Annotated in this window: 17 protein-coding genes; 6 read left to right on the top strand and 11 right to left on the bottom strand. The window is 74.5% G+C overall.

Features of this window, described 5'->3' with window-relative positions:
- Positions 1-64: 64 nt before the first annotated feature.
- Complete coding sequence (locus ACFVHB_RS01415) at positions 65-1,303, top strand: D-alanyl-D-alanine carboxypeptidase family protein (protein WP_380314170.1); 1,239 nt, start codon at positions 65-67, stop codon at positions 1,301-1,303.
- A gap of 88 nt (positions 1,304-1,391) precedes the next feature.
- Here the strand turns inward: ACFVHB_RS01415 and ACFVHB_RS01410 are convergent, their stop codons facing one another.
- The gene (locus ACFVHB_RS01410; protein ID WP_380314169.1) at positions 1,392-2,411 is read right to left on the bottom strand and encodes a YihY/virulence factor BrkB family protein; all 1,020 of its coding nucleotides are present in this window, start codon (positions 2,409-2,411) and stop codon (positions 1,392-1,394) included.
- Positions 2,412-2,476: 65 nt separating this feature from the next.
- A complete protein-coding gene (locus ACFVHB_RS01405; RefSeq protein WP_380314168.1) occupies positions 2,477-3,475 on the bottom strand; it encodes a glycosyltransferase family 2 protein in 999 nt (332 codons plus the stop codon).
- Between the two features lie 171 nt (positions 3,476-3,646).
- On the opposite strand from ACFVHB_RS01405, the gene ACFVHB_RS01400 reads away from it, so the two are divergent.
- Complete coding sequence (locus tag ACFVHB_RS01400) at positions 3,647-7,219, top strand: CDP-glycerol glycerophosphotransferase family protein (protein ID WP_380314167.1); 3,573 nt, start codon at positions 3,647-3,649, stop codon at positions 7,217-7,219.
- Between the two features lie 177 nt (positions 7,220-7,396).
- Positions 7,397-9,892 carry a CDP-glycerol glycerophosphotransferase family protein gene (locus ACFVHB_RS01395; RefSeq protein ID WP_380314166.1) on the top strand — a complete coding sequence of 832 codons (2,496 nt, stop codon included), beginning with the start codon at positions 7,397-7,399 and terminating at the stop codon, positions 9,890-9,892.
- Positions 9,893-9,965: 73 nt separating this feature from the next.
- Here the strand turns inward: ACFVHB_RS01395 and ACFVHB_RS01390 are convergent, their stop codons facing one another.
- From ACFVHB_RS01390 to ACFVHB_RS01365, 6 genes are all read right to left on the bottom strand, one after another.
- Complete coding sequence (locus ACFVHB_RS01390; RefSeq protein ID WP_380314165.1) at positions 9,966-10,454, bottom strand: 2'-5' RNA ligase family protein; 489 nt, start codon at positions 10,452-10,454, stop codon at positions 9,966-9,968.
- Between the two features lie 62 nt (positions 10,455-10,516).
- Complete coding sequence (gene trpS / locus ACFVHB_RS01385; RefSeq protein WP_380314259.1) at positions 10,517-11,512, bottom strand: tryptophan--tRNA ligase; 996 nt, start codon at positions 11,510-11,512, stop codon at positions 10,517-10,519.
- Between the two features lie 75 nt (positions 11,513-11,587).
- Complete coding sequence (locus tag ACFVHB_RS01380; RefSeq protein ID WP_380314164.1) at positions 11,588-12,910, bottom strand: hemolysin family protein; 1,323 nt, start codon at positions 12,908-12,910, stop codon at positions 11,588-11,590.
- A gap of 140 nt (positions 12,911-13,050) precedes the next feature.
- Entirely contained in the window at positions 13,051-14,043 is a 993-nt protein-coding gene (locus ACFVHB_RS01375) for a malate dehydrogenase (RefSeq protein WP_380314163.1), read from the bottom strand.
- Between the two features lie 201 nt (positions 14,044-14,244).
- The gene (locus tag ACFVHB_RS01370; RefSeq protein ID WP_380314162.1) at positions 14,245-14,670 is read right to left on the bottom strand and encodes a DUF3017 domain-containing protein; all 426 of its coding nucleotides are present in this window, start codon (positions 14,668-14,670) and stop codon (positions 14,245-14,247) included.
- Between the two features lie 34 nt (positions 14,671-14,704).
- A complete protein-coding gene (locus ACFVHB_RS01365; RefSeq protein ID WP_380314161.1) occupies positions 14,705-15,562 on the bottom strand; it encodes a bifunctional methylenetetrahydrofolate dehydrogenase/methenyltetrahydrofolate cyclohydrolase in 858 nt (285 codons plus the stop codon).
- Between the two features lie 507 nt (positions 15,563-16,069).
- Here ACFVHB_RS01365 and ACFVHB_RS01360 point away from each other — a divergent pair.
- Positions 16,070-16,816 (top strand): RDD family protein, encoded by a 747-nt coding sequence (locus ACFVHB_RS01360; protein ID WP_380314160.1) that lies wholly within the window; start codon positions 16,070-16,072, stop codon positions 16,814-16,816.
- Between the two features lie 112 nt (positions 16,817-16,928).
- Here ACFVHB_RS01360 and purH read toward each other — a convergent pair whose 3' ends face one another.
- Complete coding sequence (gene purH, locus ACFVHB_RS01355) at positions 16,929-18,509, bottom strand: bifunctional phosphoribosylaminoimidazolecarboxamide formyltransferase/IMP cyclohydrolase (RefSeq protein ID WP_380314159.1); 1,581 nt, start codon at positions 18,507-18,509, stop codon at positions 16,929-16,931.
- Positions 18,506-19,165: a phosphoribosylglycinamide formyltransferase gene (gene purN / locus ACFVHB_RS01350; RefSeq protein WP_380314158.1), complete on the bottom strand. Its 660-nt coding sequence runs from the start codon at positions 19,163-19,165 to the stop codon at positions 18,506-18,508. The genes purH and purN overlap by 4 nt, the downstream gene beginning before the upstream one ends.
- A 367-nt stretch (positions 19,166-19,532) precedes the next feature.
- On the opposite strand from purN, the gene ACFVHB_RS01345 reads away from it, so the two are divergent.
- Positions 19,533-20,174, top strand: a complete 642-nt coding sequence (locus tag ACFVHB_RS01345; RefSeq protein ID WP_380314157.1) for a hypothetical protein — start codon at positions 19,533-19,535, stop codon at positions 20,172-20,174.
- Between the two features lie 66 nt (positions 20,175-20,240).
- Here the strand turns inward: ACFVHB_RS01345 and ACFVHB_RS01340 are convergent, their stop codons facing one another.
- Positions 20,241-21,791 carry a DUF6350 family protein gene (locus ACFVHB_RS01340; RefSeq protein WP_380314156.1) on the bottom strand — a complete coding sequence of 517 codons (1,551 nt, stop codon included), beginning with the start codon at positions 21,789-21,791 and terminating at the stop codon, positions 20,241-20,243.
- Positions 21,792-21,926: 135 nt separating this feature from the next.
- On the opposite strand from ACFVHB_RS01340, the gene ACFVHB_RS01335 reads away from it, so the two are divergent.
- The gene (locus ACFVHB_RS01335) at positions 21,927-24,002 is read left to right on the top strand and encodes a LuxR C-terminal-related transcriptional regulator (protein WP_380314155.1); all 2,076 of its coding nucleotides are present in this window, start codon (positions 21,927-21,929) and stop codon (positions 24,000-24,002) included.
- The last annotated feature ends 15 nt before the right edge of the window (positions 24,003-24,017 follow it).

The following is a 24,017-nucleotide window of genomic DNA, read 5'->3' as shown; positions in this document are numbered from 1 at the left end:
CCTCCTGCGGCGGACCGGCCCGGTGGGGCGGACGGCGGGGGCCCCGACTGGGTACGGTCTGCTGGTGCCCACACGTCCTCAGCTCGCACACCTGCTCGCCGCGTGCGCCGCGGCGCTCCCGGTCCTCCTCGCCGCTCCGGCGGCCGTCGCGGCCCCGCACGAGCCGCCTCCCCCGCCGGCCGCGATCGGCGGCGAGCGGATGGGGCTGTCCGGTGTCCAGGTGGCCCCGCTGCCCGGTGCGCCGGCACTGCCGGGCGACCTCACCGGCCGGTCCTGGATAGTCGCCGACGCCGCGTCAGGTGACGTGCTGGCGGCCAGCAACCCGCATCTGCGGCTCGCCCCGGCCAGCACCCTGAAGATCCTCTTCGCGGACACCGTGCTGCCCAAGTTCGACCGGAACCTCGTGCACAGGGTCGCCGACGCGGAGATCCAGGGCATCGGCCCCGGCAGCAGCCTGGTCGGCATCAAGGAGGACCTCGACTACCGGGTCGAGGACCTCTGGCGCGGGGTGTTCCTCAGCTCCGGCAACGACGCGGTGCACGTCCTGTCGCACATGAACGGCGGCATCCGGCAGACCGTCACCGAGATGCAGGCGCGCGCCGACGCGCTGCAGGCGAGGGACACCAAGGTGATCTCGCCCGACGGCTACGACATGGACGGCCAGGTCTCCTCGGCGTACGACCTGACGCTGTTCGCCCGGGCCGGGCTGCGCAACCCCGACTTCCGGATGTACTGCGCCACCCGGGACGCGCTGTTCCCCGGCGCGGTGGACAAGAACACCGGCCAGCGCGGCAGTTTCGGGATCGCCAACACCGACCGCCTGCTCGGCAAGTACCCGGGCCTGATCGGCGTGAAGAACGGCTTCACCACCGAGGCCGGCTCGACCTTCGTCGGCGCCGCCGAACGGAACGGCCGCACCCTGCTGGTGACGGTCATGCACCCGTCGACGTACCAGAAGGTGTACGACGAGACGGCGGCGCTGCTGGACTGGGGCTTCGCGGCGGCCGACAAGGTGACGCCGGTCGGGAAGCTGGTGGACGAGGCCCCGGCCGGGGGCACCGAGCCGACGCCCACCGGACAGGCGGGCGGCACCGCCGGGGCGCCCGCCCCGCCGCCGCACCCCTCGCCGTCCCCGACGGAGTCCGCGCGCACCGCCGCGGGCGCCGCCGCGGGCGGTGGCCCGGACGGGGGCGACGACGGGCTCGGCCCGGCCGGCTGGCTGGGGATCGGGGCCGCCGTGCTCCTGGTCGCGGGCGCGGCGGGCGCGCGGTTCCTGCTGCGCCGGCGCGACCGGTCGTCCTGACCCCGCCCCTCCGGCTCCGGGAGCAGCTCCGGAACGGCTCCGGCGAAGGGCTCGGGGACAGCGCCGGGAAGCCGCCGCGGGAAGGGCCTCAGTCGCGGGGCCGGGCCCGCGGCGGCCCGTCCGTCTGCCGCTCCCCCGCCCGCCGCTCGCCCGCCCGGGGCTTCTCCGCCCGCCGCTCGTCGGCCCGCTGCCCGGCCGCCGCCTCCTCCTCGTCGGCGGCCGCCACCATGGCCCGGGCGCGCTCGCGGGCCCGGGCGCGGGCGGCGGCCGGGTCGGCGGTGGCCGTCCAGGCGACGCAGTACATCAGCAGCCGGGAGACGAAGTTGATCCAGAGCAGCAGTGCCACCGGCACGCCGAAGGCGCCGTAGAGGCTCTTCCCGGCGACCGAGCCGAGGTAGGACGCGAGCAGGATCTTCAGCAGCTCGAAGCCGACCCCGCCGATCAGCGCGCCCTGCAGCACGATCCGCCGGTGCTGGCCGCCGATCCGCGGGAAGGGCGCCAGCAGGTAGGCGAAGAGCACCATGTCGGAGGCGACCGCGATCAGCAGGCCGACACCGGTCAGCAGGTAGCCGCCGGTGCCCAGGCCGATCCAGTGGGCGATCCGGCCGGCCAGCGTCGTCCCGGCGGCGGAGGCGGCGAGCGAGAAGAGCGAGACCAGGCCCAGGCCGCCGAGCACCACGCAGTCCCAGACCTTGCGCAGCACCGGGTTGCCCTCCTCGTCGGGCAGCTGCCAGACGTCCCGGATCGAGGTGCGCATGGTGTCCACCCAGCCGAGGCCGGAGAGCAGCAGCAGCACGCCGCTGACCAGCCCGACGGTGCCCGCGTTGGCCACCAGGGACGGCAGGTTGAGCGCGTCGGAGATGCCCGGCAGCTGGTCGGAGATGCGCTTCTGCAGCTCGTCGACCCGGGTGTCGCTGAGGGTCGCGACCGCGATCGCCAGCGCCACGGTGAGCAGCGGGAAGAGCGCCAGGAAGCCGAAGAAGGTGACCGCGCCGGCCAGCCGGTTGCCGCGGGCGGTGGTGAAGTGCTCGTACGCGCGGTACGGACGGCTGCGCAGCACCCACGCCACGAGCGGGCCGACGACCGGGAGGCGGGTCAGGAAGTCCACCCGACCGGTTATACCGGCCGGTCGCCCGAACGGCGGTCAGGCTCGGCGGGTGCCCGCGGGGCGGCTCAGCGCCTGACCAGCCGGCGGGCGCGGGCCAGTGCGCGCACCGCCTGGTAGGCGCCGTAGCGGCCGTGGCTGAGCAGCTCGGTGCGCACGCCGTCCACCCCGGCGGGCGGCCGGTAGCCGGCCGGGCGCAGCCGGGCGCAGTGCGCGGCGGCCCGGCGGAAGTACTCGCGACGGTCGCCGGGCGGCACCCGGCCGGCCTTGGAGACCACGGTGTTGAGGTGGTGCAGCATCCGGCCGTAGACCACCGGGCGCCAGCGGTCGAGGTCGGGGCGGGAGTCCAGGAAGGCGAAGACCAGGTCGTACTGGGCGAAGACGTCGAAGTGCTTGCGGCTGGCGGTGGCCAGGATGTTGCCGCCCTCCTGCCGCTGGCGGTAGTGCACGCCGACCTGGTCGAGCAGGGTGATGCTCGCGGCGGCGAGCAGCGCCGGGTAGGTCCAGGGGGTGTCCTCGTAGTAGCCCGCGGGGAAGGTGAGGCCCTGTTCGGCGATGAAGCCGCGCCGGTAGGCCTTGTTCCAGACCACCTGGAGCAGGTCGAGCAGGTCGGGGCGGGTGTCGAGGTCGAAGACGTCCGGGGAGGCGGCGCCGAAGACGTGCGCCGAGGCGGCCCGGGTGATCCGGCCGTCGGCGTAGGTGCGGGCGTAGTCGTAGACCAGGACGTCCGGGTCGCCGCCGGCCGCGAGCCGGTCGTCGACGGCCTTGAGCAGGCCGGGGGTCAGCGTGTCGTCGCTGTCCAGGAAGATCACGTAGTCGCCGGTGGCGACCTCCAGGCCGGCGTTGCGGGCACGGCCGAGGCCGACGTTCTCCGGCAGGTGCAGCACCCGCACCCGGGGGTCGGCGGCCGCGGCCCGGTCCAGCAGCGCGCCGCAGCCGTCCGGGGAGCGGTCGTCCACCGCGATCAGTTCGAAGTCCGGGCCGCCCTGGCCGAGCACCGAATCGAGGCACTCGGGGAGGTACTCCTCGACCTTGAACACCGGGACGATGACGCTGAAGCGGGGCATGGGCACAGCCTAGGGCCTGCCGCTCCGGGCCGGGACGGACGGGCCGCCGCGCCCCGCGCCCGAGGGCGCCGGGAGGCCGGACGGTAGGATCGGTGGGCACGTAAGCACCGGTGCGGCCAGACCCCGAACGGGCTGCCACGCTCCTTCCCCCAAGAAAGGCCTGCGTAGCCGATGGCTCCCCGCCTCTCCATCGTCGTCCCGATCTACAACGTCGAGCGCTACCTCGTGGAATGCCTCGACTCGATCGCCGCCCAGACCTTCACGGACTTCGAGTGCGTCATGGTCGACGACGGTTCGAAGGACGACAGCGCGGCCCTCGCCGAGGCGTACGCCGCCAAGGACGCCCGCTTCCGGCTGGTCCGCCAGGTGAACAAGGGCCTCGGCGCGGCCCGCAACACCGGCATCCGGCACATCGACCCGGACAGCGAGTTCCTCTGCTTCGTCGACAGTGACGACTCGATGCCGCCCAGCGCGTACGAGCTGATGATCAACACGCTCGACGAGACCGGCTCGGACTTCGCCACCGGCAACGTGCTGCGGTTCCGCGCGGTCGGCTACTACCAGTCCGGCGGGCACGTGAAGCCGTTCAAGGAGACCCGGCTCAAGACCCACATCACCGAGATCCCCGCGCTGGTCACCGACCGCACGGCGTGGAACAAGGTGTACCGCCGCTCCTTCTTCGACGCGGCCGGCATCCTCTACCCCGAGGGCATCCTGTACGAGGACGCCCCGGTCAGCGTGCCGCACCACTACCTCGCCAAGAGCGTGGACGTGCTCTCCGAGCCGATCTACCACTGGCGCGAGCGCGAGGTCGGCGAGATGTCGATCACGCAGATGCGCACCAACCCCAAGGGCCTGATCGACCGCGTCGCCTCGGTGGAGCTGGTCCGCGGCTGGCTGAAGAAGCAGACCGACCCGCGCTTCGCCCAGTACCTGCGCTCCTACGACGAGAACACCCTCGTCGAGGAGATCCCGATGTTCTTCTGGTCCGTCGTGGACGGCGACAAGGAGTACCGGGACGCCTACCTCCAGCACGTCAGCCGGCTGCTCCGGGCGATCGGCCCCGAGCAGGTCCGCAAGCTGCGCGCGCCGCTGCGCCTGAAGTACCACCTGACCCTGTCCGGCCGGATCGACGAGTTCGTCGAGCAGATCAAGTACGAGGGCGAGAGCAACGGCGGTGTCTCGGCGCGCGGCCTGCTGCGCCCGTACGCCGACTACCCGTTCCTGCGCGGCGGGCGCAAGAGCGTGCCGGCCGGCGTGTTGAAGCTGGACAACTCGCTGGTGATGCGCAGCCGGCTGTACGAGTCGGCCTGGGTCGGCGGCAAGCTGCAGCTGACCGGCCACGCGTACCCGGAGCAGCTGGGCGCCGCGGGCAAGCACGACATGGTCCGCACGCTGGTGCTCCGCGAGGCCAAGGGCCGCCGGGTGATCGCCGTGCCCATGAAGACCACGTACAGCCCCGAGGCCACCGCCAGCTGCAACCACGACCTGTACAGCTGCGACTGGGCGGGCTTCACCGTCGCCCTCGACCCGAAGAAGCTCAAGCAGCGCGGCCAGTGGAAGGACGGCAACTGGCGCGTCCTGGTGGCCGGCGCGGGCAAGGGCGGGGTCTACAAGGGCCGGATCTCGGCCGGCTGGAGCGACACCGCCCGGTACATCCCGGCCACCTGGGTCGAGCCGGACGTGCGGATCGTGCCGTGGGTCCGGGACGGCCACGTCTACCTGCGGGTGGAGACCGTCCGGGCCCGGGTGACCGCGCTGTCCGCGCAGGACGGCCGGGTCGAGGTGTCCGGTGCGGCCCGCTCCGGCCCGGACCTCGCCGGGGCCCGGTTCAAGCTGACCCACGTCGAGTCCGACCGCGAGCTGCTGTTCCCGCTGGAGCTCGCCGCCCCGGTCGGCACGCTGCAGCCGTTCAGCGCCTCCGTCCCGGTGGCCGAGCTCACCGCCGTCCGCGAGGCCTGGGCCGAGCTCGACCCGGTGGCCGCGGAGCGCGCCCGCGACCGTTGGGACACCACCCTGCTGCTCGCCGACGGCAGCACCGTGCCGGTGGCCTGGGACGACCGCAACGCCCCCGAGCAGCTGCACCTCGCGATGAACCCGCAGGCCCCGGCCGCCGAGCGCCGCGCGCTCTACTCGAAGCCCTCCCCGGGCGGCTACCTGCAGTTCTCCGACCAGCTGCTGCAGCCGCTGGTGGACGGGATCACCTCCCGCGGTGCCGACGGCTTCCTGCTCAGCGGCGCCTTCCCGCTGCCCGGCAACCACCGCTGGGAGCTGGTGGTCCGGCACAACTGGCGCGAGGAGGAGCACGTCTACCCGGTGGAGATCGCGGACGGCCGGTTCCGGACCGCGCTGCCGCCGGTGCCGACGGCCTCCTTCGCCGGCCGGGTGCCGCTCGCCCAGGGCACCTGGGACGTCTTCTTCCGCCCGGTCGGCGAGCCGGAGGACACGCCGGTCATCCGGCACGCGCTGATCACGCCGGACTGCTTCGGCACCCTGCCGCTGGAGGTGGAGTCGCGCGGCAAGCGGATCGTGCTGGAGCGCCGCCACTACGACGGCCTCTCGCTGGAGTCGCACTCGGCGCTGCTGCCCGAGGAGCGCAGCGGCTACCGCCAGCGCCGGCTGCGCACCGTGGACTACCCGGCGGCCCGCCGGCTCCCGCTGCGCGACACCGTGCTCTACAACGTGGCGCTCGGCGGCCTCTACGCGGACACGCCGCGGGCGGTCCACGAGGAGCTGGTCGACCGCGGCCTGCCGCTGGAGCACCTGTGGGGCAGCGACGACCTGCAGGCCGAGCTGCCGCAGACCGCGAGCGCGATCCGGCTCTGGAGCCCGGAGTGGTTCGAGACGCTGGCCACCGCCAAGTACATCGTCACCAGCGCGCACCTGCCGGACTTCTTCGTCCGCCGCCCCGGCCAGGTGGTCGTGCAGACCTGGCACGGCACCCCGCTGAAGCAGATCGGCTACGACTTCGAGAAGGTCTGGTTCACCGACGCCAACTACCTGAAGGGCCTCGCCACGGAGGTCCCGAACTGGTCGTTGCTGGTGGCCGGCAACAGCTGGTCGGCGCCGGTGCTGCGCCGGGCGTTCGACTTCAAGGGCGAGATCCTGGAGAGCGGTTCGCCCCGCAACGACCTGCTGTTCGCCCCCGACCGGGAGAAGACCGCCGAGCAGGTCCGCGAGCGGCTCGGCCTGCCCGAGGGCAAGAAGGTCGTGCTCTACGCGCCGACCTTCCGGGAGGACCGCCGGCGCCCGAACGGCGGCTACCAGATCGACCTGCGGATCGACCTGGACGCGGCCAGGGAGGCGCTCGGCGACGACCAGGTCCTGCTGGTCCGCCGGCACAGCGTGATGTGCGGTCAGATCCCCGGGGCCGGCAACGGCTACATCTGGGACGTCGGCAGCTACCCCGACATGGCCGAGCTGCTGCTGATCGCGGACGTGCTGGTCACCGACTACTCGGCGACGCTGTTCGACTTCGCCGCGACCGGCAAGCCGGTGCTGTTCTTCACGCACGACCTGGAGCACTACCGCGACAACCTGCGCGGCTTCAGCCTCGACTTCGAGTCCGAGGCGCCCGGCCCGCTGCTGGCCACCTCCGAGGAACTGGTCGCCGCGCTCGGCCGGGTCGACGAGGTGACCGCCGAGTACGCCGAGAAGTACGCGGCGTTCCGCGAGGCGTACTGCGACCTGGACGACGGCCACGCCGCGGCCCGCGTGGTGGACGGCATGCTCCGCCAGCAGTAGTCTGCAGCGGCCCCGAAGGCGCCCGATGTGATTTTCACGTCGGGCGCCTTCTGATTTCCCGGACCCTCGAACTGGAGTTTCTTGAGCGAAATTCTCATCGTTTTTCCAGGTGACTCACAAATTGACCATGAATGCTTTTCCGGGTGAGATGGAAATTCTCGCCAGGAAAGGTCCGCCATGCCAGTGATCGCCCGGCTCGTCCGACCGAATACCGGTTCCCGGATTCCGGAGGGCACCCCGAACCGCCCCGGGGACGCCGCGTTCGGCCTGCTGCGCGCCCGCTGGACCGCCCGCGGGCTCGAACTCACCGGCTTCGCCCGCCCCGACGACGTGGACACCGCCCACCCCGGCTCCGCCTGGACCTGGCTCACCCTGCACCGCGCCGAGGACGAGCCACCCGTCCACCTGTGCTCCAGACCCCGCCGGCTGCCCGAGGTCACCGACGACAGCGCCCAGCCCGACCACAACCACGACTGGTCCGGATTCACCGCCCTGATCGAGCCGCGCCGGCTGCGCCGCGGCGAGGAGTGGCTGCTCGGCGACTGGCAGATCGAGACCACCCTGTTCACCCGCCCCCGCCCCACCCGGCTGCGCCGCCAGTACGGCACGCTCGCCCCGCACTGGTGCGGCTCCGGCGAGTATCCGCCGGCCCGCTGGGTCGACCACGACGTCCGGCTCCAGCCCCACTTCGCCGACGGCCGGCTGCGGCTGCGGCTCGAACGCCCCGGCGTCCGGCTCTCCCACGCCGCCCCCGAGCCGGACGGCCTCGACCTGCGCGGCACCGCCGGACACTGCCCGCCCGGCACGGTGCTGCGGCTGCGCCACCGGGAGAGCGACGCCGTCCTCGACCGCCCGGTCGCCCGGACCGGCGACACCTTCGCCGTCCACCTGCCGTACCGGCCGTTCACCGCCGACGGGCGCGGCACCGGCGAGCTGGAGCACTGGGACGCCGAGCTGGTGCACCCGGACGGCTCCGCCGAGCAGCTCACCCTGGACGAGCGCGGCGGCCCGGTGGCCGGCCAGCACCCGCTGCCCGGCCACCCCGACCGGGCGCTCTACCTCAAGCACCTGGCCGACGGCCGGCTCCAGTTCTGCGTCCAGCCCGCGGCCGGCTACGTCGAACGGCTGGCGGTCCGGGCCGGCGGCTTCGAACTCACCGGTCACTGCCCCGGCGGCGGACCGCTCGAACTGGTGCTCCGGCACGGCGGCACCGCCGGCGAGGTCCGCCACCCCGTCGACCGCGACGCCGACGGGCGGTTCCGGGTCCGGCTGCCCGCCACCCGCACCGGCTCCGACGGCACCGCCCTGCCGCTGCGCAAGGGGATCTGGGAGGCCGAGCTCCACCCGGTGGACCGCCCCGGCCCGGCCCGGCCGCTGATCGCCGCACCCGCCGTCATCCCGGCCCTGCCGGCCGCCACCCAGGCCGGCGGCAAGCGGATCCTGCTCCAGCGGCGCTGGCACGACACCCTGCTGGTGGACTCCACGCCCGTCCTCACCGCCGGCGAACGCAGCGCCTGGACCCAGGCCCGCCAGCGCACCGCCGGCTACCCCGCCGCCCGCCGCGAGCCGCTGCGCGAGGCCGTGCTGTACGACGTCTTCGGCGGCCGCGGCTACGCCGACTCCCCGCGCGCGGTGCACGCCGAACTCGCCCGCCGCGGCGCGCCGCTGGAGCACCTCTGGGTGGTCGACGACGCCCAGGCCGAGCTGCCCGCCGGAGTCCGCCCGGTGCGGATCTGGAGCCCCGAGTGGTACCGGGCGCTGGCCACCAGCCGCTACCTGGTCGGCAACACGCACTTCCCGGACTTCCTGCGGCGCCGCCCCGGCCAGGTGGTCGTGCAGACCTGGCACGGCTCGCTGCTCAAGCGGATCGCGCACGACGTCGACAACCCCTGGCTGGCCGACCACGGCTACCTGGAGGCGCTCGACCGGGAGACCCCGCAGTGGAGCCTGCTGCTCTCCCCCAGCCCGTTCGCCACGCCCATCCTGCGCCGCGCGTTCCGCTACGCCGGCGAGATCCTGGAGGCCGGCTACCCGCGCGGCGACGTGCTGGCCCGGCCGGACGCCGCGCACGCCGCCGCCGTCCGCCGCCGGCTCGGCGTCCCGGAGGGCAGGCGGGTGGTGCTGTACGCCCCCACCTGGCGCGAGGACCAGCAGCGCGGCGACGGCGACGGCTTCAGGCTGGACCTGCGGATCGACCTCGACCACGCCCGCCGGACGCTCGGCCGCGACCACGTGCTGCTGATCCGCCCGCACGTGCACGTCCGCGAGCCGCTGCCCGGCGCCGGCGACGGCTTCCTGTACGACTGCGGTGACTTCCCCGACGTCCAGGAACTGCTGCTGATCGCGGACGTGCTGGTGACCGACTACTCGTCGATCATGTTCGACTTCGCGATCACCGGCCGCCCGGTGCTCTTCTTCACCTACGACCTGGAGCACTACCGGGACACCCTGCGCGGGTTCTACTTCGACTTCGAGCCGGAGGCCCCCGGGCCGCTCCTCCCGACCTCGGCCGAGCTGCTCGCCGCGCTGCGCGACCTCGCCGACGGCGGCGCCGCGCTGCCCGCCGGGTACGAGGAGCGCTACCGCCGGTTCCGGGCCACCCACTGCGGGCTGGACGACGGCGGCGCCGCCCGCCGGGTGGTCGACCGGATGCTCGAACTCGGCCGGGCCTGACGGACGGCCGCCTGACGGACAGTCGCCTGCCGGGCGGCAGCCTGCCGGACGGTCTCCTGCCGGACGGTCGGCGTCAGGCGAAGTCGTAGGCCCGCCAGGGCCGCCAGACCTCGTCGGCGTCGAACCGGGAGAGGCTGAAGCCCGGCACCTGGAAGGCCGCCCGGAAGCCGCGGGCCTGCTCGTACGCCTGGTCCAGCACGTCGTCCGGCAGGCCGTGCGCCACCGTGACGTGCGGGTGGTAGGGGAAGGCCAGCTCCCGGGCCAGCGGGCCGGAGCGGACGTCCGCCTCCAGCAGCCGGCACTCCTGCGCGCCCTCCTCGACCCGGACGAAGACCACCGGGGAGACCGGACGGAAGGTGCCGCCGCCCCGCAGCAGCATCCGGAACGGCCGGTGCGCGCCGGCCACCGCCGCCAGGTGCTCCTCGATCTTCGGCAGCTCCGCGGCCGCCACCTCGGTCGGCGGCAGCAGCGTGACGTGCGTCGGTATCGACCGGGCCAGCGGGTCGCCGTGCCCGGCCCGGGCGTCCTGGATCTGCGTGCCGTACGGCTCCGGAACGGACACGGACACGCCGATGGTGACGAGCTCCGGGAGCTCGCCACCATCGGGCAGGCGTGTGAGTGGCGTCACCGCTTGGCGGCCGGGAGGAAGCCGATCCGGTCGTACACGGTCTCCAGCGTCGCCGAAGCCACCTCGCGCGCTTTCTGGGCGCCGATCGCCAGCACCCGGTCCAGCTCGGCCGGGTCGTCCAGGAAGGTGCGGGTGCGCTCCTGGAAGGGGGTGACCCACTCGGTGAACAGCTCGGCCAGCTCGGTCTTCAGGGCGCCGTACATCTTGCCCTCGAAGTGCGCGACCAGCTGCTCGACCGACTGGCCGCTGAGCGCGGAGTGGATGCGCAGCAGGTTGGAGACGCCCGGCTTCTCCTCCTCGTCGTAGGAGACGACGGTGCCGGTGTCGGTGACGGCGCTCTTGAACTTCTTGGCGCTGACCTTCGGCTCGTCGAGCAGGCTCACCAGCCCCTTGGCCGAGGAGGCCGACTTGCTCATCTTGATGCCGGGATCCTGGAGGTCCTGGATCTTCGCCGTCTCCTTGAGGATGTACGGCTTCGGCACCGTGAAGGTCGGGCTGTAGCGGCTGTTGAAGCGCTCGGCGATGTCGCGGGTGATCTCCACGTGCTGGCGCTGGTCCTCGCCGACCGGCACGGCGTCCGCGTGGTAGAGCAGGATGTCGGCGATCTGGAGGATCGGATAGGTGAACAGGCCGACGGTGGTCTTGTCGGCGCCGTACCGGGAGGACTTGTCCTTGAACTGGGTCATCCGGGAGGCCTCGCCGAAGCCGGTGAGGCAGTTCATCACCCAGGCCAGCTGCGCGTGCTCGGGCACGTGCGACTGGACGAACAGCGTGCAGTGGTCCGGGTCCAGGCCCGCGCCGAGCAGCTGGGCGGCCGAGATCCGGGTGTTCTCACGCAGCACCGCCGGGTCCTGCGGCACCGTGATCGCGTGCAGGTCGACGACCATGTAGAAGGCGTCGTTCTCCTTCTGCAGGTCGACCCACTGACGCACCGCGCCGAGGTAGTTGCCGAGGTGGAACGAGCCGGAGGTGGGCTGGATGCCGGAGAGCACCCGGGGACGGTCCTTGCCCGGACCAGTGATCGCTGCGTTGACCATGCGGGCCATTGTTCCAGTTCCACCGACCGCTCAGGAAACGTCTGCCCCTGGAGGTTCCGCCAGTGTGACCGCACTCACCCCGACCCGGGCGATCCGCCGGCCCTCCAGCTTGGCCACCGTCAGCCGGACCTCCTCGGCACCGACCGGGATCCGGACCTGGTCGCCCTCGGCCGGCAGCCGGCCCAGCGCGGCGACCAGGCAGCCGGCCACCGTCTCGTACGGCCCCTCCGGCAGGGTGACGCCGGTCTCCTCGGTGAAGTCGGCGAGGTTGAGCAGGCCGTCCAGCTCCATGCCGCCGCCGGCCAGCCGGCGGGTGGGGGTGGGCTCCTGGGTGTCGTACTCGTCGCGGATCTCGCCGATCACCTCCTCGACCAGGTCCTCCAGGGTGACGATGCCGGCGGTGCCGCCGTACTCGTCGACCACGATCGCCAGGTGGTGGCCCTCCCGGCGCATCTCGCCCATCGCCTCCAGCACCCGCTTGGTGCCGGGCAGCAGCTTGACCGGGCGGGCCAGGTCGCGGACCTTGGCGGCCTGCTCGCCGCGCGCGCCGTACAGGTCGCGGACGTGCACGAAGCCGGTCACCGCGTCGTAGCTGCCCTCGACCACCGGATAGCGGGAGTGCGGCGAGGAGCTCGCCTGCTCCCGGACCTCCTCCAGCGGGCGTTCGGCGTCCAGGAAGGTCACCTCGGTGCGCGGGACCATCACCTCGCGCAGCTGGCGCTCCCCGGCGGAGAACACGTCGGCGATCAACGCCCGTTCGTCGCTGCCGAGTTCGGTGTTGGCCGCGACCAGGCCGCGCAGCTCCTCGGAGCTCATCGAGCCGCGCCCGGCGGCCGGGTCGCCGCCGAGCAGCCGGACCATCAGATTGGTGGAGTGCCCGAGCAGCCAGATCACCGGCCGCAGCACCACCGACATCACGTCGACCACCGGGGCGGCCAGCAGGGCGATGGAGTCGGCGCGTTGCAGGCCGATCCGCTTCGGGGTGAGTTCGCCGAGCACCAGCGAGGCGTAGCTGATCACCAGGGTCAGCCCGACCAGCGAGACCGCGTCGGCCAGGCCCTCGGACAGCCCGGCCCGGACGAACACCGGGGCCACCTTGCCGGCCAGGGTGTCCGCGCCGAACGCGGCGGACAGGAAGCCCATGCAGGTCACCCCGACCTGGACGGCGGCCAGGAAGCGGTTCGGGTCGGCGGCCAGGTGGGCCGCCCGGGCGGCGCGTCGGGTGCCCCGCGCCTCCAACGTCCGGATCTGGCCCTCGCGCAGCGAGATCAGCGAGATCTCCGCGACGTTGAACAGGCCGCCCAGCATGATGAAGACGAGAACGAGCGCCGCGTCCTCGATGGTTTCGCTCACGGGGGGTCAGTGTAGAGCGACGGCCCGCCGCCGCCCCGGGAAGAGGCGGCGGCGGGCCGTACGTGGCTCACCAGCGGGGCTGCGCGCCCCGGATCAGTGCGCTCCGATCAGTGCGCTCGGATCGGTGCGCTCGGGTGCGCTCAGATCAGGCCGAGGGCCTGGACCGCGTCGCGCTCCTCGACCAGCTCGTTGACCGAGGCGTCGATGCGGCCGCGGGAGAAGTCGGAGATCTCCAGGCCCTGGACGATCTCGAACTTGCCGTCCTTGGTGGTGACCGGGAAGGAGGAGATCAGGCCGGCCGGGACGCCGTAGGAGCCGTCCGAGACGACGCCCATGGAGGTCCAGTCGCCCTCGGCGGTGCCGTTGACCCAGGTGTACACGTGGTCGATGGCGGCGTTGGCGGCCGAGGCGGCCGAGGAGGCGCCGCGGGCGTCGATGATGGCGGCGCCGCGCTTGGCGACGGTCGGGATGAAGTCGTTCTCCAGCCAGGCCTGGTCGGCGCCGACGGCCTCGAAGGCCGGCTTGCCGGCGACCTCGGCGTGGAAGATGTCCGGGTACTGGGTCGCGGAGTGGTTGCCCCAGATGGTGACGCGCTTGATGTCGGAGACCAGGGCGCCGGTCTTGGCGGACAGCTGGCCGACGGCGCGGTTGTGGTCCAGGCGGGTCATCGCGGTGAAGCGCTCGGCCGGGACGTCCGGGGCGTTGCGCTGGGCGATCAGGGCGTTGGTGTTGGCCGGGTTGCCGACGACCAGGACCTTGATGTCGTCCGCGGCGTGGTCGTTGATGGCCTTGCCCTGCGGGCCGAAGATGCCGCCGTTGGCCTGCAGCAGGTCGCCGCGCTCCATGCCGGCGGTGCGCGGACGGGCGCCGACCAGCAGCGCGACGTTGGCGCCGTCGAAGGCCACGTTCGGGTCGTCGGTGATCGTGATGTCGCGCAGCAGCGGGAACGCGCAGTCGACGAGCTCCATCGCGGTGCCCTCGGCGGCCTTGACGCCCTGCGGGATCTCCAGGAGGCGCAGGTTCACCGGCACGTCGGCACCGAGCAGGTGGCCCGAGGCGATGCGGAAGAGCAGCGCGTAGCCGATCTGGCCGGCCGCTCCGGTGATGGTGACGTTGACGGGGGTGCGGGTCATTTCTACCTTCTCCAGCAAATCGCCAGGTGCCCCAGGCACACCGGCGCACTGGAGCCGAGGATGGTCTCTCGACGTCGAGAGACCGGCGTCAGGTTATCGCAAAGGGAAGCGTACGCCGCGTGCGCGGCGGTGGCTGATGCGTCACAGACGACGGCCCCCGTCCGGGGTCCCGGACGGGGGCCGTCGCGCGGCCGGGGCGGGTCAGTGCCGCGGCCTGCCGATCAACTGGCCGATGTTGTCGAGCACCGGGAGCTCCAGCCACGGGTTGGGCTGGGCGACGAGGGTGAGCAGCACGATCGAGGAGCCCAGGAAGGACAGCACGATCACGTCGGTGAACCGGCTGCGCACCGCCAGCATGCCGACCTCGGGCAGCACCAGCCGGAGCACCGCGCCCAGCAGCACGCCGCAGCCGAGGATCAGCAGCCCGTACTTGAAGCCGTCCTTGAAGTCGGCGAACCAGGTCACGGCGAGCCCGGCACCGACCACCAGCAGGACCAGCGTTATCGGCCACTGGCGCACCGGCAGGGCGTGGTCGCGCCCCAGCGCCGCGGCCGAGCCCTCGGGGGGCAGGGTGCCGGTGGTCTTCACCGGCCTGCGCCGCGACCGCACCGGTCGTGCTTGGTTCATGGCTCGCCGTTCCTCCGGTCTCGGATGCCTCGTGTCAGATGCCGGCGCGGCGCTCGGCCGCCACGACGATGTTGTTCAGCAGCATGGCGCGGGTCATCGGGCCGACGCCACCGGGGTTCGGGGAGATCCAGCCGGCCACCTCGGCCACGCCCGGGTCGACGTCGCCGACGATCTTGCCCTCGCCGTCGCGGCTGACGCCCACGTCCAGCACGGCCGCGCCGGGCTTGACGTCCTCCGGCCTGACCAGGTGCCCGACACCGGCGGCGGCCACGATGATGTCGGCCCGGCGCAGGTGCGAGGAGAGGTCACGGGTGCCGGTGTGGCAGAGGGTGACGGTGGCGTTCTCGCTCTTGCGGGTGAGCAGCAGGCCGATCGAGCGGCCCACGGTGACGCCGCGGCCGACCACGACCACGTCGGCGCCGTCGATCTTCACGTCGTGCCGGCGGAGCAGCTCGATGATGCCGTACGGGGTGCAGGGCAGCGGGCCCTCGATGCCCAGCGCGAGTCGGCCGAGCGAGGTGGGGTGCAGGCCGTCGGCGTCCTTGTCCGGGTCCATCAGCTCCAGGACCGGGTTCGGGTCGAGGCCCTTGGGCAGCGGGAGCTGGACGATGTAGCCGGTGCAGGACGGGTCGGCGTTGAGCTCGCGGACGACGTTCTCCACGTCCTCCTGGCTGGCGGTGGCCGGCAGCTCGCGCTGGATCGAGGCGATGCCGATCTCCGCGCAGTCCTTGTGCTTGCCGTTGACGTACCAGCGGCTGCCCGGGTCGTCGCCGACCAGGACGGTGCCGAGGCCGGGCGTGACGCCCTTCGCCTTGAGGGCCGCCACGCGGACGGCGAGTTCGGACTTGATCGCGGCCGCGGTGGCCTTGCCATCGAGAATCTGGGCAGTCATGACCCCATTCTCCCGGATCCCGGAAGTCCGCGTTGCCAGCCCGGCGGCCACCGGTCCGCGGGTGCGGAACGTGCGGGTCACATTGCGGTTGCGCCACAGTCCGGTCCGGTGCGCGAGCGCGGCTGGACAGCGCCGTGCCGTCCGGTTGACGATTGGCGGACATTCCCTGCCGCATCCGGCCCGGTGACGGGCCGACGGAAACCACGGCGGGGCGTACCCGGGGGAAGAACAGAGTGAGCCGACCACACCAGACCGTGCCGCCGGACCGCCGTGGCCGCGCGCTGCCACCGCGGCCGTCGACGCTCCCGTCCACGCCGCGACCGCGGTCCCCGCGGCCGCCACGGCCCGCGCACTCCTGAGCCGCACCGGCGGGCGCCGATCGCCGCGCGCCCCCGCTGTCACCGTGCTCCGCTATCGTCCCGTGCGTCCGGCCGTCCGACCGGCCGGTCCGATCCGGGTCCTCCGCTGTCCCGTCCCACTGTCCCCACATCCTGCCCGGAGGCATCGATGAGTTACCCGCCCGACCCGAACAACCCGTACGGCCAGCCCCAGCAGCCCCCCGGCTACGGCTACCCGCAGCAGGCCCCGCCGGCCGCCGGCTACGGCTACCCGCAGCAGCCGCCGCAGGCCCCCGGGTACGGCGTGCCGCAGCAGCCGCAGTACGGGTACGCGCCGGTGCCGGGCACCATCCAGGCGAACAACGGCTACATCAACATCGCCAACCTGGGCACGGTGAAGATCGCCACCATGGGCCAGCGGTTCCTGGCCCGCCTGATCGACGGCCTCGCGATCGGCGCGGTCATCACGCTCATCATGGCGCTCGGGCTGGCCAGCGCGCTCGGCATCGCCAAGGACCAGAAGGACTGCAGCTCCCTCTTCAGCTACAGCGGCTCCAACTCGGCCTACTACGACTGCGTGCGCGACAACCAGGACGCCGCCAGCGGCTTCTTCGTCACCATGATGGTGATGCTCGGCGTCCTCTCGGTCTTCAACCTGCTGTACGAGTGGCTGATGGTCTCGTTCGCGGGCGCCACGCTCGGCAAGCTGGCCATGGGCCTGCGCGTGGTCAAGGAGAGCGACGGCCAGGTCCCCGGCCTGGGCGGCGGCTTCATCCGCTTCATCATCCCGATCGTCGGCGCGTTCCTCTGCTACATCGGCGCCGCGCTGGTCTACCTGTCCCCGTTCTTCGACAACTCCGGGAAGCTGCAGGGCTGGCACGACCGTGCCGCCGGCACCGTGGTGATCAAGAAGTAACGCACCGGACGCAAGCCGAACGGCCCGGCCCCCCGCGGGGAGCCGGGCCGTTCTGCCGTTCCGTCACACCCGCACCGTCACGGGCGTCACGGGTGCGGGTGGCACGCGGGCGTCAGTGGAAGAAGTGGCGGGTGCCGGTGAAGTACATGGTCACGCCGGCCGCGGCGGCGGCCGCGATCACCTCTTCGTCCCGGATCGAACCACCGGGCTGCACCACGGCCTTGACGCCGCCGTCGATCAGGATCTGCAGGCCGTCCGCGAACGGGAAGAACGCGTCGGAGGCCGCGTACGAGCCCTCGGCCCGCTCGCCGGCCCGCTCGACCGCGAGCTTCGCCGAGTCGACCCGGTTGACCTGGCCCATGCCGACGCCCACCGAGGCGCCGCCCTTGGCCAGCAGGATCGCGTTGGACTTGACGGCCCGGCAGGCCCGCCAGGCGAAGGCCAGCTCGGCCAGCCCCTCCTCGGAGAGCGCCTCACCGGTCGCCAGCGTCCAGGTCGCCGGGTCGTCGCCCTCGGCGTGCACCCGGTCGGCCTCCTGGAGCAGCACGCCGCCGGAGATCGGGCGCAGCTCCTGGCGGTTGGCCGGCGCCTCGGGGGCGAGCAGCACGCGCAGGTTCTTCTTGCGGGCGAGCACCTCGACGGCGCCGTCCTCGTATCCCGGGGCCACCACGACCTCGGTGAAGATCGGGGCGATCTGCTCGGCCAGCTCGACGGTGACCGGGCGGTTGACCGCGATCACGCCGCCGTACGCGGAGACCGGGTCGCACTCGTGCGCCTTGCGGTGCGCCTCGGCGACGTCGGCGCCGGTCGCGATGCCGCACGGGTTGGCGTGCTTGATGATCGCGACGGCCGGCTCGGCGTGGTCGTACGCGGCGCGGCGGGCGGCGTCGGTGTCGACGTAGTTGTTGTACGACATCTCCTTGCCGTGCAGCTGCTCGGCGCCGGCCAGGCCGCCCGTGCCGTCGACGTAGAGCGCGGCGCCCTGGTGCGGGTTCTCGCCGTAGCGCAGCACGTTCTGGCGCTCCCAGGTGGCGCCCAGGAACTCCGGGAACCGCTCGTCGCTCGGCGCGTAGCCGGCCTCGAACCAGGAGGCGACGGCCACGTCGTACGCGGCGGTGTGCGCGAACGCCGCACCGGCCAGGCGCTTGCGGGTGGCCAGGTCGAAGCCGCCCTCCTGGGCGGCCTTCAGCACGTCGCCGTAGCGGGCCGGGTCGACCACGACGGCGACCGACGGGTGGTTCTTGGCGGCGGCGCGGACCATGCTCGGGCCGCCGATGTCGATCTGCTCGACGCACTCGTCCGGGGTGGCGCCGGAGGCGACGGTGGCCTTGAACGGGTAGAGGTTCACCACGACCAGGTCGAAGGGCTCGACGCCCAGCTCGGCCAGCTGCTCGCGGTGCGACTCCAGGCGCAGGTCGGCGAGGACGCCGGCGTGCACGCGCGGGTGCAGCGTCTTCACGCGGCCGTCCAGGCACTCCGGGAAGCCGGTCAGCTCGGAGACCTCGGTCACCGGCACGCCGGCGGCGGCGATCCGGCCGGCGGTGGAGCCGGTGGAGACGATGGCGACCCCGGCGGCGTGCAGGCCCTGGGCCAGCTCCTCCAGACCGGTCTTGTCGTACACGCTGATCAGCGCGCGACGGATCGGACGGACGTTCTCGGAGACGGGGGGCGTGGTGCTGGGGGCGGCGCTCATGCCGGGATCCATACCTTTCGGTCCTCGATGCGGTGACCTTCGCGGGCCAGCCGGCCCACGACGTCGACGAGCAGCTTGCGCTCGACAGTCTTGATGCGCTCGTGCAGCGCTTCGCCGCCATCGGCGTGGTCGGCGTCGACGACCTCGACGACGCCCTGCGCGATGATCGGCCCGGTGTCCACACCGGCGTCGACCAGGTGGACGGTGCAGCCGGTCACCTTCACCCCGTACGCGAGCGCGTCGGTGACGCCGTGGGCGCCGGGGAAGGCGGGCAGCAGTGCGGGGTGGGTGTTGACGATCCGTCCGGCGAAGGCGCCGATGAAGCCGGGGCCGAGGATCTTCATGAAGCCGGCCGTGACCACGAGGTCCGGCTCGTACCCGGCGACGGAGTCGGTCAGCGCACGGTCCCAGTCGGCCCGCGCGGGGTAGTCCTTCACCCGGTGCACGAAGACCGGCAGGCCGGCGCGCTCGGCGCGCTCCAGGCCGGCGATGCCGTCGCGGTCCGCGCCGACGGCGACGATCTCGGCGCCGAAGGCCGGGTCGGCGGTGGCGTCGATCAGCGCCTGCAGGTTGGTGCCGGAGCCGGAGACCAGCACCACCAGGCGGGCCGGTCCGGGCGTGCGGGGCGGGAAGAGCTGAGCGGGGGCGGCGGCCACTGCGCGATTCTCCGTAGGTCGGGCGCCGCCCGCTGGTACGTCCACCGGCGGTGGGGCCACTACGAACGGCAGGTCGAGCGAGGGGGAACACCAGGAGAACCCGCCGCGACGCGGGCCCCGGGGAACCTCTGTGAGCTGCTGACCGTCACCACGATAACGGCTGGTCGGACGGCCTCCGAAACGGCCTGTGGGCGCTACGCGCGTAGTTGAGACGGGGATCTCCCCGGACGCGGGCCGGAGCCCGGGCGGCCCGGACCGGACACCCGCCCGTCCCGGTCCGCGGGCCGCAGGGGTGCCCGCGGGCGGCTGCGGGATCATAGGGTGGCGCGGGCGTCCGCCCCACCGACCGAGAAGGAATGGCTGAACCATGAGCAGCGGTGACGACACCGGCGAGCGCAACCCCTTCGCGCCGCCGCCGGCGGATGCCCCGGACCAGCCGTGGCGGCCGCGCAACCCCGGACCGGCCGGCGGACCGGACGCGCCCGACGGCGAGGGCGGCCAGGACGAGCGCCCGCAGGTCCCGCCGCCGCACCCGTGGAGCCCCGGCTACCAGGGCGGCGGCTGGCACCCCCGGCCGCCGGCCCCGCAGCCGCCCCGGCTCGACCCGAACGACCCCGCCCAGCGCAAGGCCCGCAACGCGGCGCTGGCCGGCATGGCCGCGCTGGTCTGCGCGTTCGCCGCGCTGCACTACGTCGCGCTGTTCGTCGGCGCGCTCGCCATCGTCTGGGGCGTCGGCGCGATGCGCACGCCCCGGCCGGCCGGCGGGCGGACGGCCGCCACCGGTACCGCGCCCGCCGTCGCCGAGCCCAACCCGCTCACCCCGGCGGCGCTCGCCGGCGTGCTCACCGGCGCGATGACGGTGGTCTTCGTGTCCTCTGTGATCGGGCTCAGCCTGTACTACAACGACTACGTCACCTGCGTCCGGGACTCGCTCACCGCCACCGGGGCGGACAACTGCGACAAGCTCGCGCCGAAGTGGTACGTGGACGTCATGAGGAACGGCGAGTAGCCGGCCGGTCCTCGGCCCGGCCGGGGCCGGCTTCTCCGGCTTCTCCGGCTTCTCCGGTTCTGACTCCTACTCCGCGTCCGACTCCGCTTCCGACTCCGCCCCCGCTTCCGCCGCCGGCCGGCCGAGCCGGAGCACCACCGCGTAGGCGCGGGCGCGCAGCAGCAGTGCGCTCCGGCGCGCATGGCCGACGAGCGCCGCGTGCGCGGCCGCGAGGCGGGCGGCGGCGGCGCTCGACGGGAGCAGCGTCCGTGCGGCGGCGCCGGCCGCTTCGTCGGTGCGGGTGGCCTCACCGGTGCCGGTCCGGGCGGGCGCCGACCCGCGCAGCGCCCGGTACCGGGCCAGCAGCGCACCCGGCACGCCCACCGCGGTGACCCAGCCCGCGGCCGCCAGGCCCGTCCGCCACGGCACCGGGCCCAGCTCCGCCATCCGGCCGCGGGCCAGCGCTCCCCCGGACAGCCCGCCGAGCACCGCGGCCGCCGCCCCGGTCAGCAGCGCCGCCGCCAGCACGGCGACGGCCGTCGCCACCGGGTGCCAGGGGGCGGCCGGGCCGTCCCGGTCCCCGCCCTCGCCACCCCCGCGGCCGGCCGCCGCCCGCCCCAGCAGCAGCCCCGGAACCGCCCCGGCCAGCGCCGGCAGCAGGCAGGCCGCCCACCGCCAGCCGCCCGCCCCCGGCTCCGCCACCAGCGCGAACAGCGGGAACTCCGGCATCCGCCCGAGGACCGCTCCGGCGGGCGCCACCGTCGTCCCCGCCCCCACCGCGAACCCCGGCCCCAGCGCGTACGCGGCGCCCCAGACCACCGCGTTCGGCAGCAGCGCCGCGCACAGCAGCAGCAGTCCGGTCACCGCGGCCGGGCCGGCCGTGAGCGCGGCCGTCGCCCGCCCGGTGCCGGCCACCGCGGCCAGCACCGCCGCCACGGCGACCACCAGCGCCCCGGCCCCCAGCAACCCCGCGCCGGCCGCCAGCGCGGCGGTCCGGACCGCCGCCGCACCCCCGTCCGGCCGAGCCCACGGCGGCACCCGGTCCAGCGCCCGGCCGAGCGCCTGCCCGAGGGGCCCGTCGAGCACCTGCTCCAGCACCCGCCACCGAGGTCCCGGCCGGGCCCCGGCCGCCGTCCGGGCCCCGGCCGCCGTCGCGGCGGCGGCCAGCGCTGCCACCACCAGCACGTCCGGCAGCACCCGTGCCCGGAACAGGCCGGCGCCCGAACAGTGCGCCACCACCGCACCCGCCACCGCGCAGTAGCCGCACCACACCGCCGAGGGGCCGCTCCAGCGCGGCCGCAGACCGCGGCGGGCCACCACCCGGCCGCCGGCCCGGTACAGCTGCACCGCCGCCAGCACACCGAGCAGCAGCGGCGTGACCGTCAGCGGGGCCTCCTCGGCTCCGCGCAGCACCGGGGCGCCGTGACCGAGCAGCCAGAGCGCGCCCGCCAGCCGGACGGCCCCCGCCGCACCGTCGTCCGCGTACGGGGTCACCACCCAGAGCCCGAGCACCGGCACGGCGACCACCGCGAGGCCGAGCAGCGCCGTCCGCACTCCGGTGAGCACGTCGGCGAGGACCGACCGGGTGCCCAGTTCCCTCGGCAGTTCCACGATCGGACGGCCCATCAGCTGCGTCATGCGCCTCATGGTGCCAAGGCGACTCGCCATGCTCCGTGAAGAGGCAAACCGCCGTCGTGTCCCAGATTATTGGCTTATGCGCATTTTCAGACCCTGCCTTCCCGCCGCCGTCCCCACCCCCGGCCGGAGCGTCTGATGAGCACGCCGCCGACCGCCGAGCGCCCCACCGGCGCGCCCGCCTCCGCCCCGGCTTCCCCGGCCTCCCCCGCGCCCCCCGGGGAGGGCCGGTCCACGCCGCCGGGCCGCTCCGGGAAGGGCCGGGCCGGACGCGGCCGGACCACCGGGGAACCCGGGGCGGGGCGGGGCGGCGGCCCCACCGCGCCCGCCGCGCCCACCGGCCCGGGCCCGTCCACCGCGCCCGCCGCTCCCACCGGCGCCGGCCGGGACGAGGCGGCCCGGCTGATCCGGCAGCTGACGCCGCGTGAGGCCCAGGCCCTGGCCCACCTCGCGGCCGACCGGGACCTCGACGAGTCCGCGGCCGCACTCGGCGTCACCCCCGCCACCCTGCGCCGCTACCAGCACCGGGCCCTGCGCAAGCTCGGTACCCGGACCCGCACCGAGATCGCCGCCTTCGCCGCCCTGCTGAGCCCCGCTCAGACCGCCCCGGACGGCACCGCCACGCCCGCACCGGACGCCGCCCGCACCGGGGCGCCGGAGCCCCCGGCCGAGCCGGCCCGAGGTGGCGGACGCGCCGCCCGGCCCGGTACCGCGAAACCGGACGGGACGACGCGGCGTCGGAGGACCACGGCCACCCCGGCGCCGGACACCACCGAGGCCCGCCACGCCCGCCCGCGCCGTGCGGTACCGGGGCCGCCGGACGGACACCCCGGCACCACCGCAGCCGCCACCGCCACCACCGCAGCCGCCGCCACCGCCACCGCACCGGACCGGCCGGAGGCCGCCGAACCGGTCGACGGACCGCGCGAGCGCCCTCGGCCGAAGCCCGCGGAGCCGGCTCCGCCGAACGGCCACGCCAAGGCCGCCGCCACGCCGCCCGAGGAACGCACCGGGCCCCCGACGCCCGCCACACCACCCGCCGACCGCCGCCGGCAGCGGGAGAGACCGGCGCCGCCGGACCGCCGCCCGGGCACCCCCGCCGCACCGCCCCCGCAGGGCGGGCGGCCGGGCGGCGGCGCGCCCCGGACGGCCCCCGTCCGGGAGGGCGCCGAGCCCCCGGCCCGGACGGCGGCCCCCGCCTTCGGGGAGCTGTACGAGGCCGCCCACACCCGCCTCGTGCAGCAGGTCTTCCTCCTCACCGCCTGCAAGCACCGCTCCGTGCACTGCGTCCAGCGGGCGTTCGGCGAGGCGCGGCGGCGGTGGGACGAGGTCGCCGTGGAGCCGGATCCGGAGGGCTGGGTACGGGCCCGGGCCTTCGAGGCGGCGCTGTCGCCCTGGCACCGGGGCGGGCCGCGCCGGGCGCACGTCTGGCGGCTGCCGCACCGCCGGATCAAGGTGCGCCCGGCCGACGAGTCGCAGGCGGTGCTGCCGGACCACGACCGACTCACCGACCGCGACCGCGCGCTGCTCAAGGCGCTCAAGCGGCTCTCCCGCCCGCAGCGCCGGGCGCTCGTGCTGCACGACGGCCTGGGGCTGCCCGCCGCCGCGGTGGCCGTCGAGGTGGAGTCGACCGTCGCGGCCGCGGAGGGACGGGTCTGGGCGGCCCGGACGGCGCTGACGCAGTGGGTGCCGGAGCTGGCCGGACCGGATCCGACGGCGGACGGCTTCGCGGACCGGCTGAGCGGGCTGCTGCACCGGGCTGCCGTCCGCGGCTGCCCGCAGCCGCACCGGGCGCCGGTGCCGCTGCTGCGCGCCCGGTACGGGCTGGCCGGCGCGACCCGGACCGGGGCGGCGGCGCTGCTCACGCTGGCGGTCGCGGGGGCCGTGGGGGCGACGCTGGCCGGGGGCGGGCCGAGCGCGCTGTTCCGGCCCGGGGACGACCTGGTCCCGGTGGTCTGCGGCGCGACCGCGAACGGCGCCGCCGTCCCCGCGCCCCCGGATGCCCCGCCGACGGGGGTGCGCAGCCTCTGGTGCAGCCCGACGCCGGGCGTCGAGGCGGTCGTGCTGGACCCGCCACCGCCCCGGCCCGCCCGTCCGGGGGAGCTGCCGGGTGCCGGGCGGGCCGCCGAGGCCCTGCCGCCGCGCGGCCCGGCCGCGACCGGTCCGGTGTCCTGCACCCGTTGGGCCCTGCACCCCTGCGCGACCGACGGCTAGGGCCTGGCCCCGGGG

The organism is Kitasatospora sp. NPDC127111 (genome assembly GCF_042677465.1).
In the GTDB taxonomy this organism is placed as follows: Bacteria; Actinomycetota; Actinomycetes; order Streptomycetales; family Streptomycetaceae; genus Kitasatospora.
This window is presented reverse-complemented; position numbering and strand designations above follow the sequence as displayed.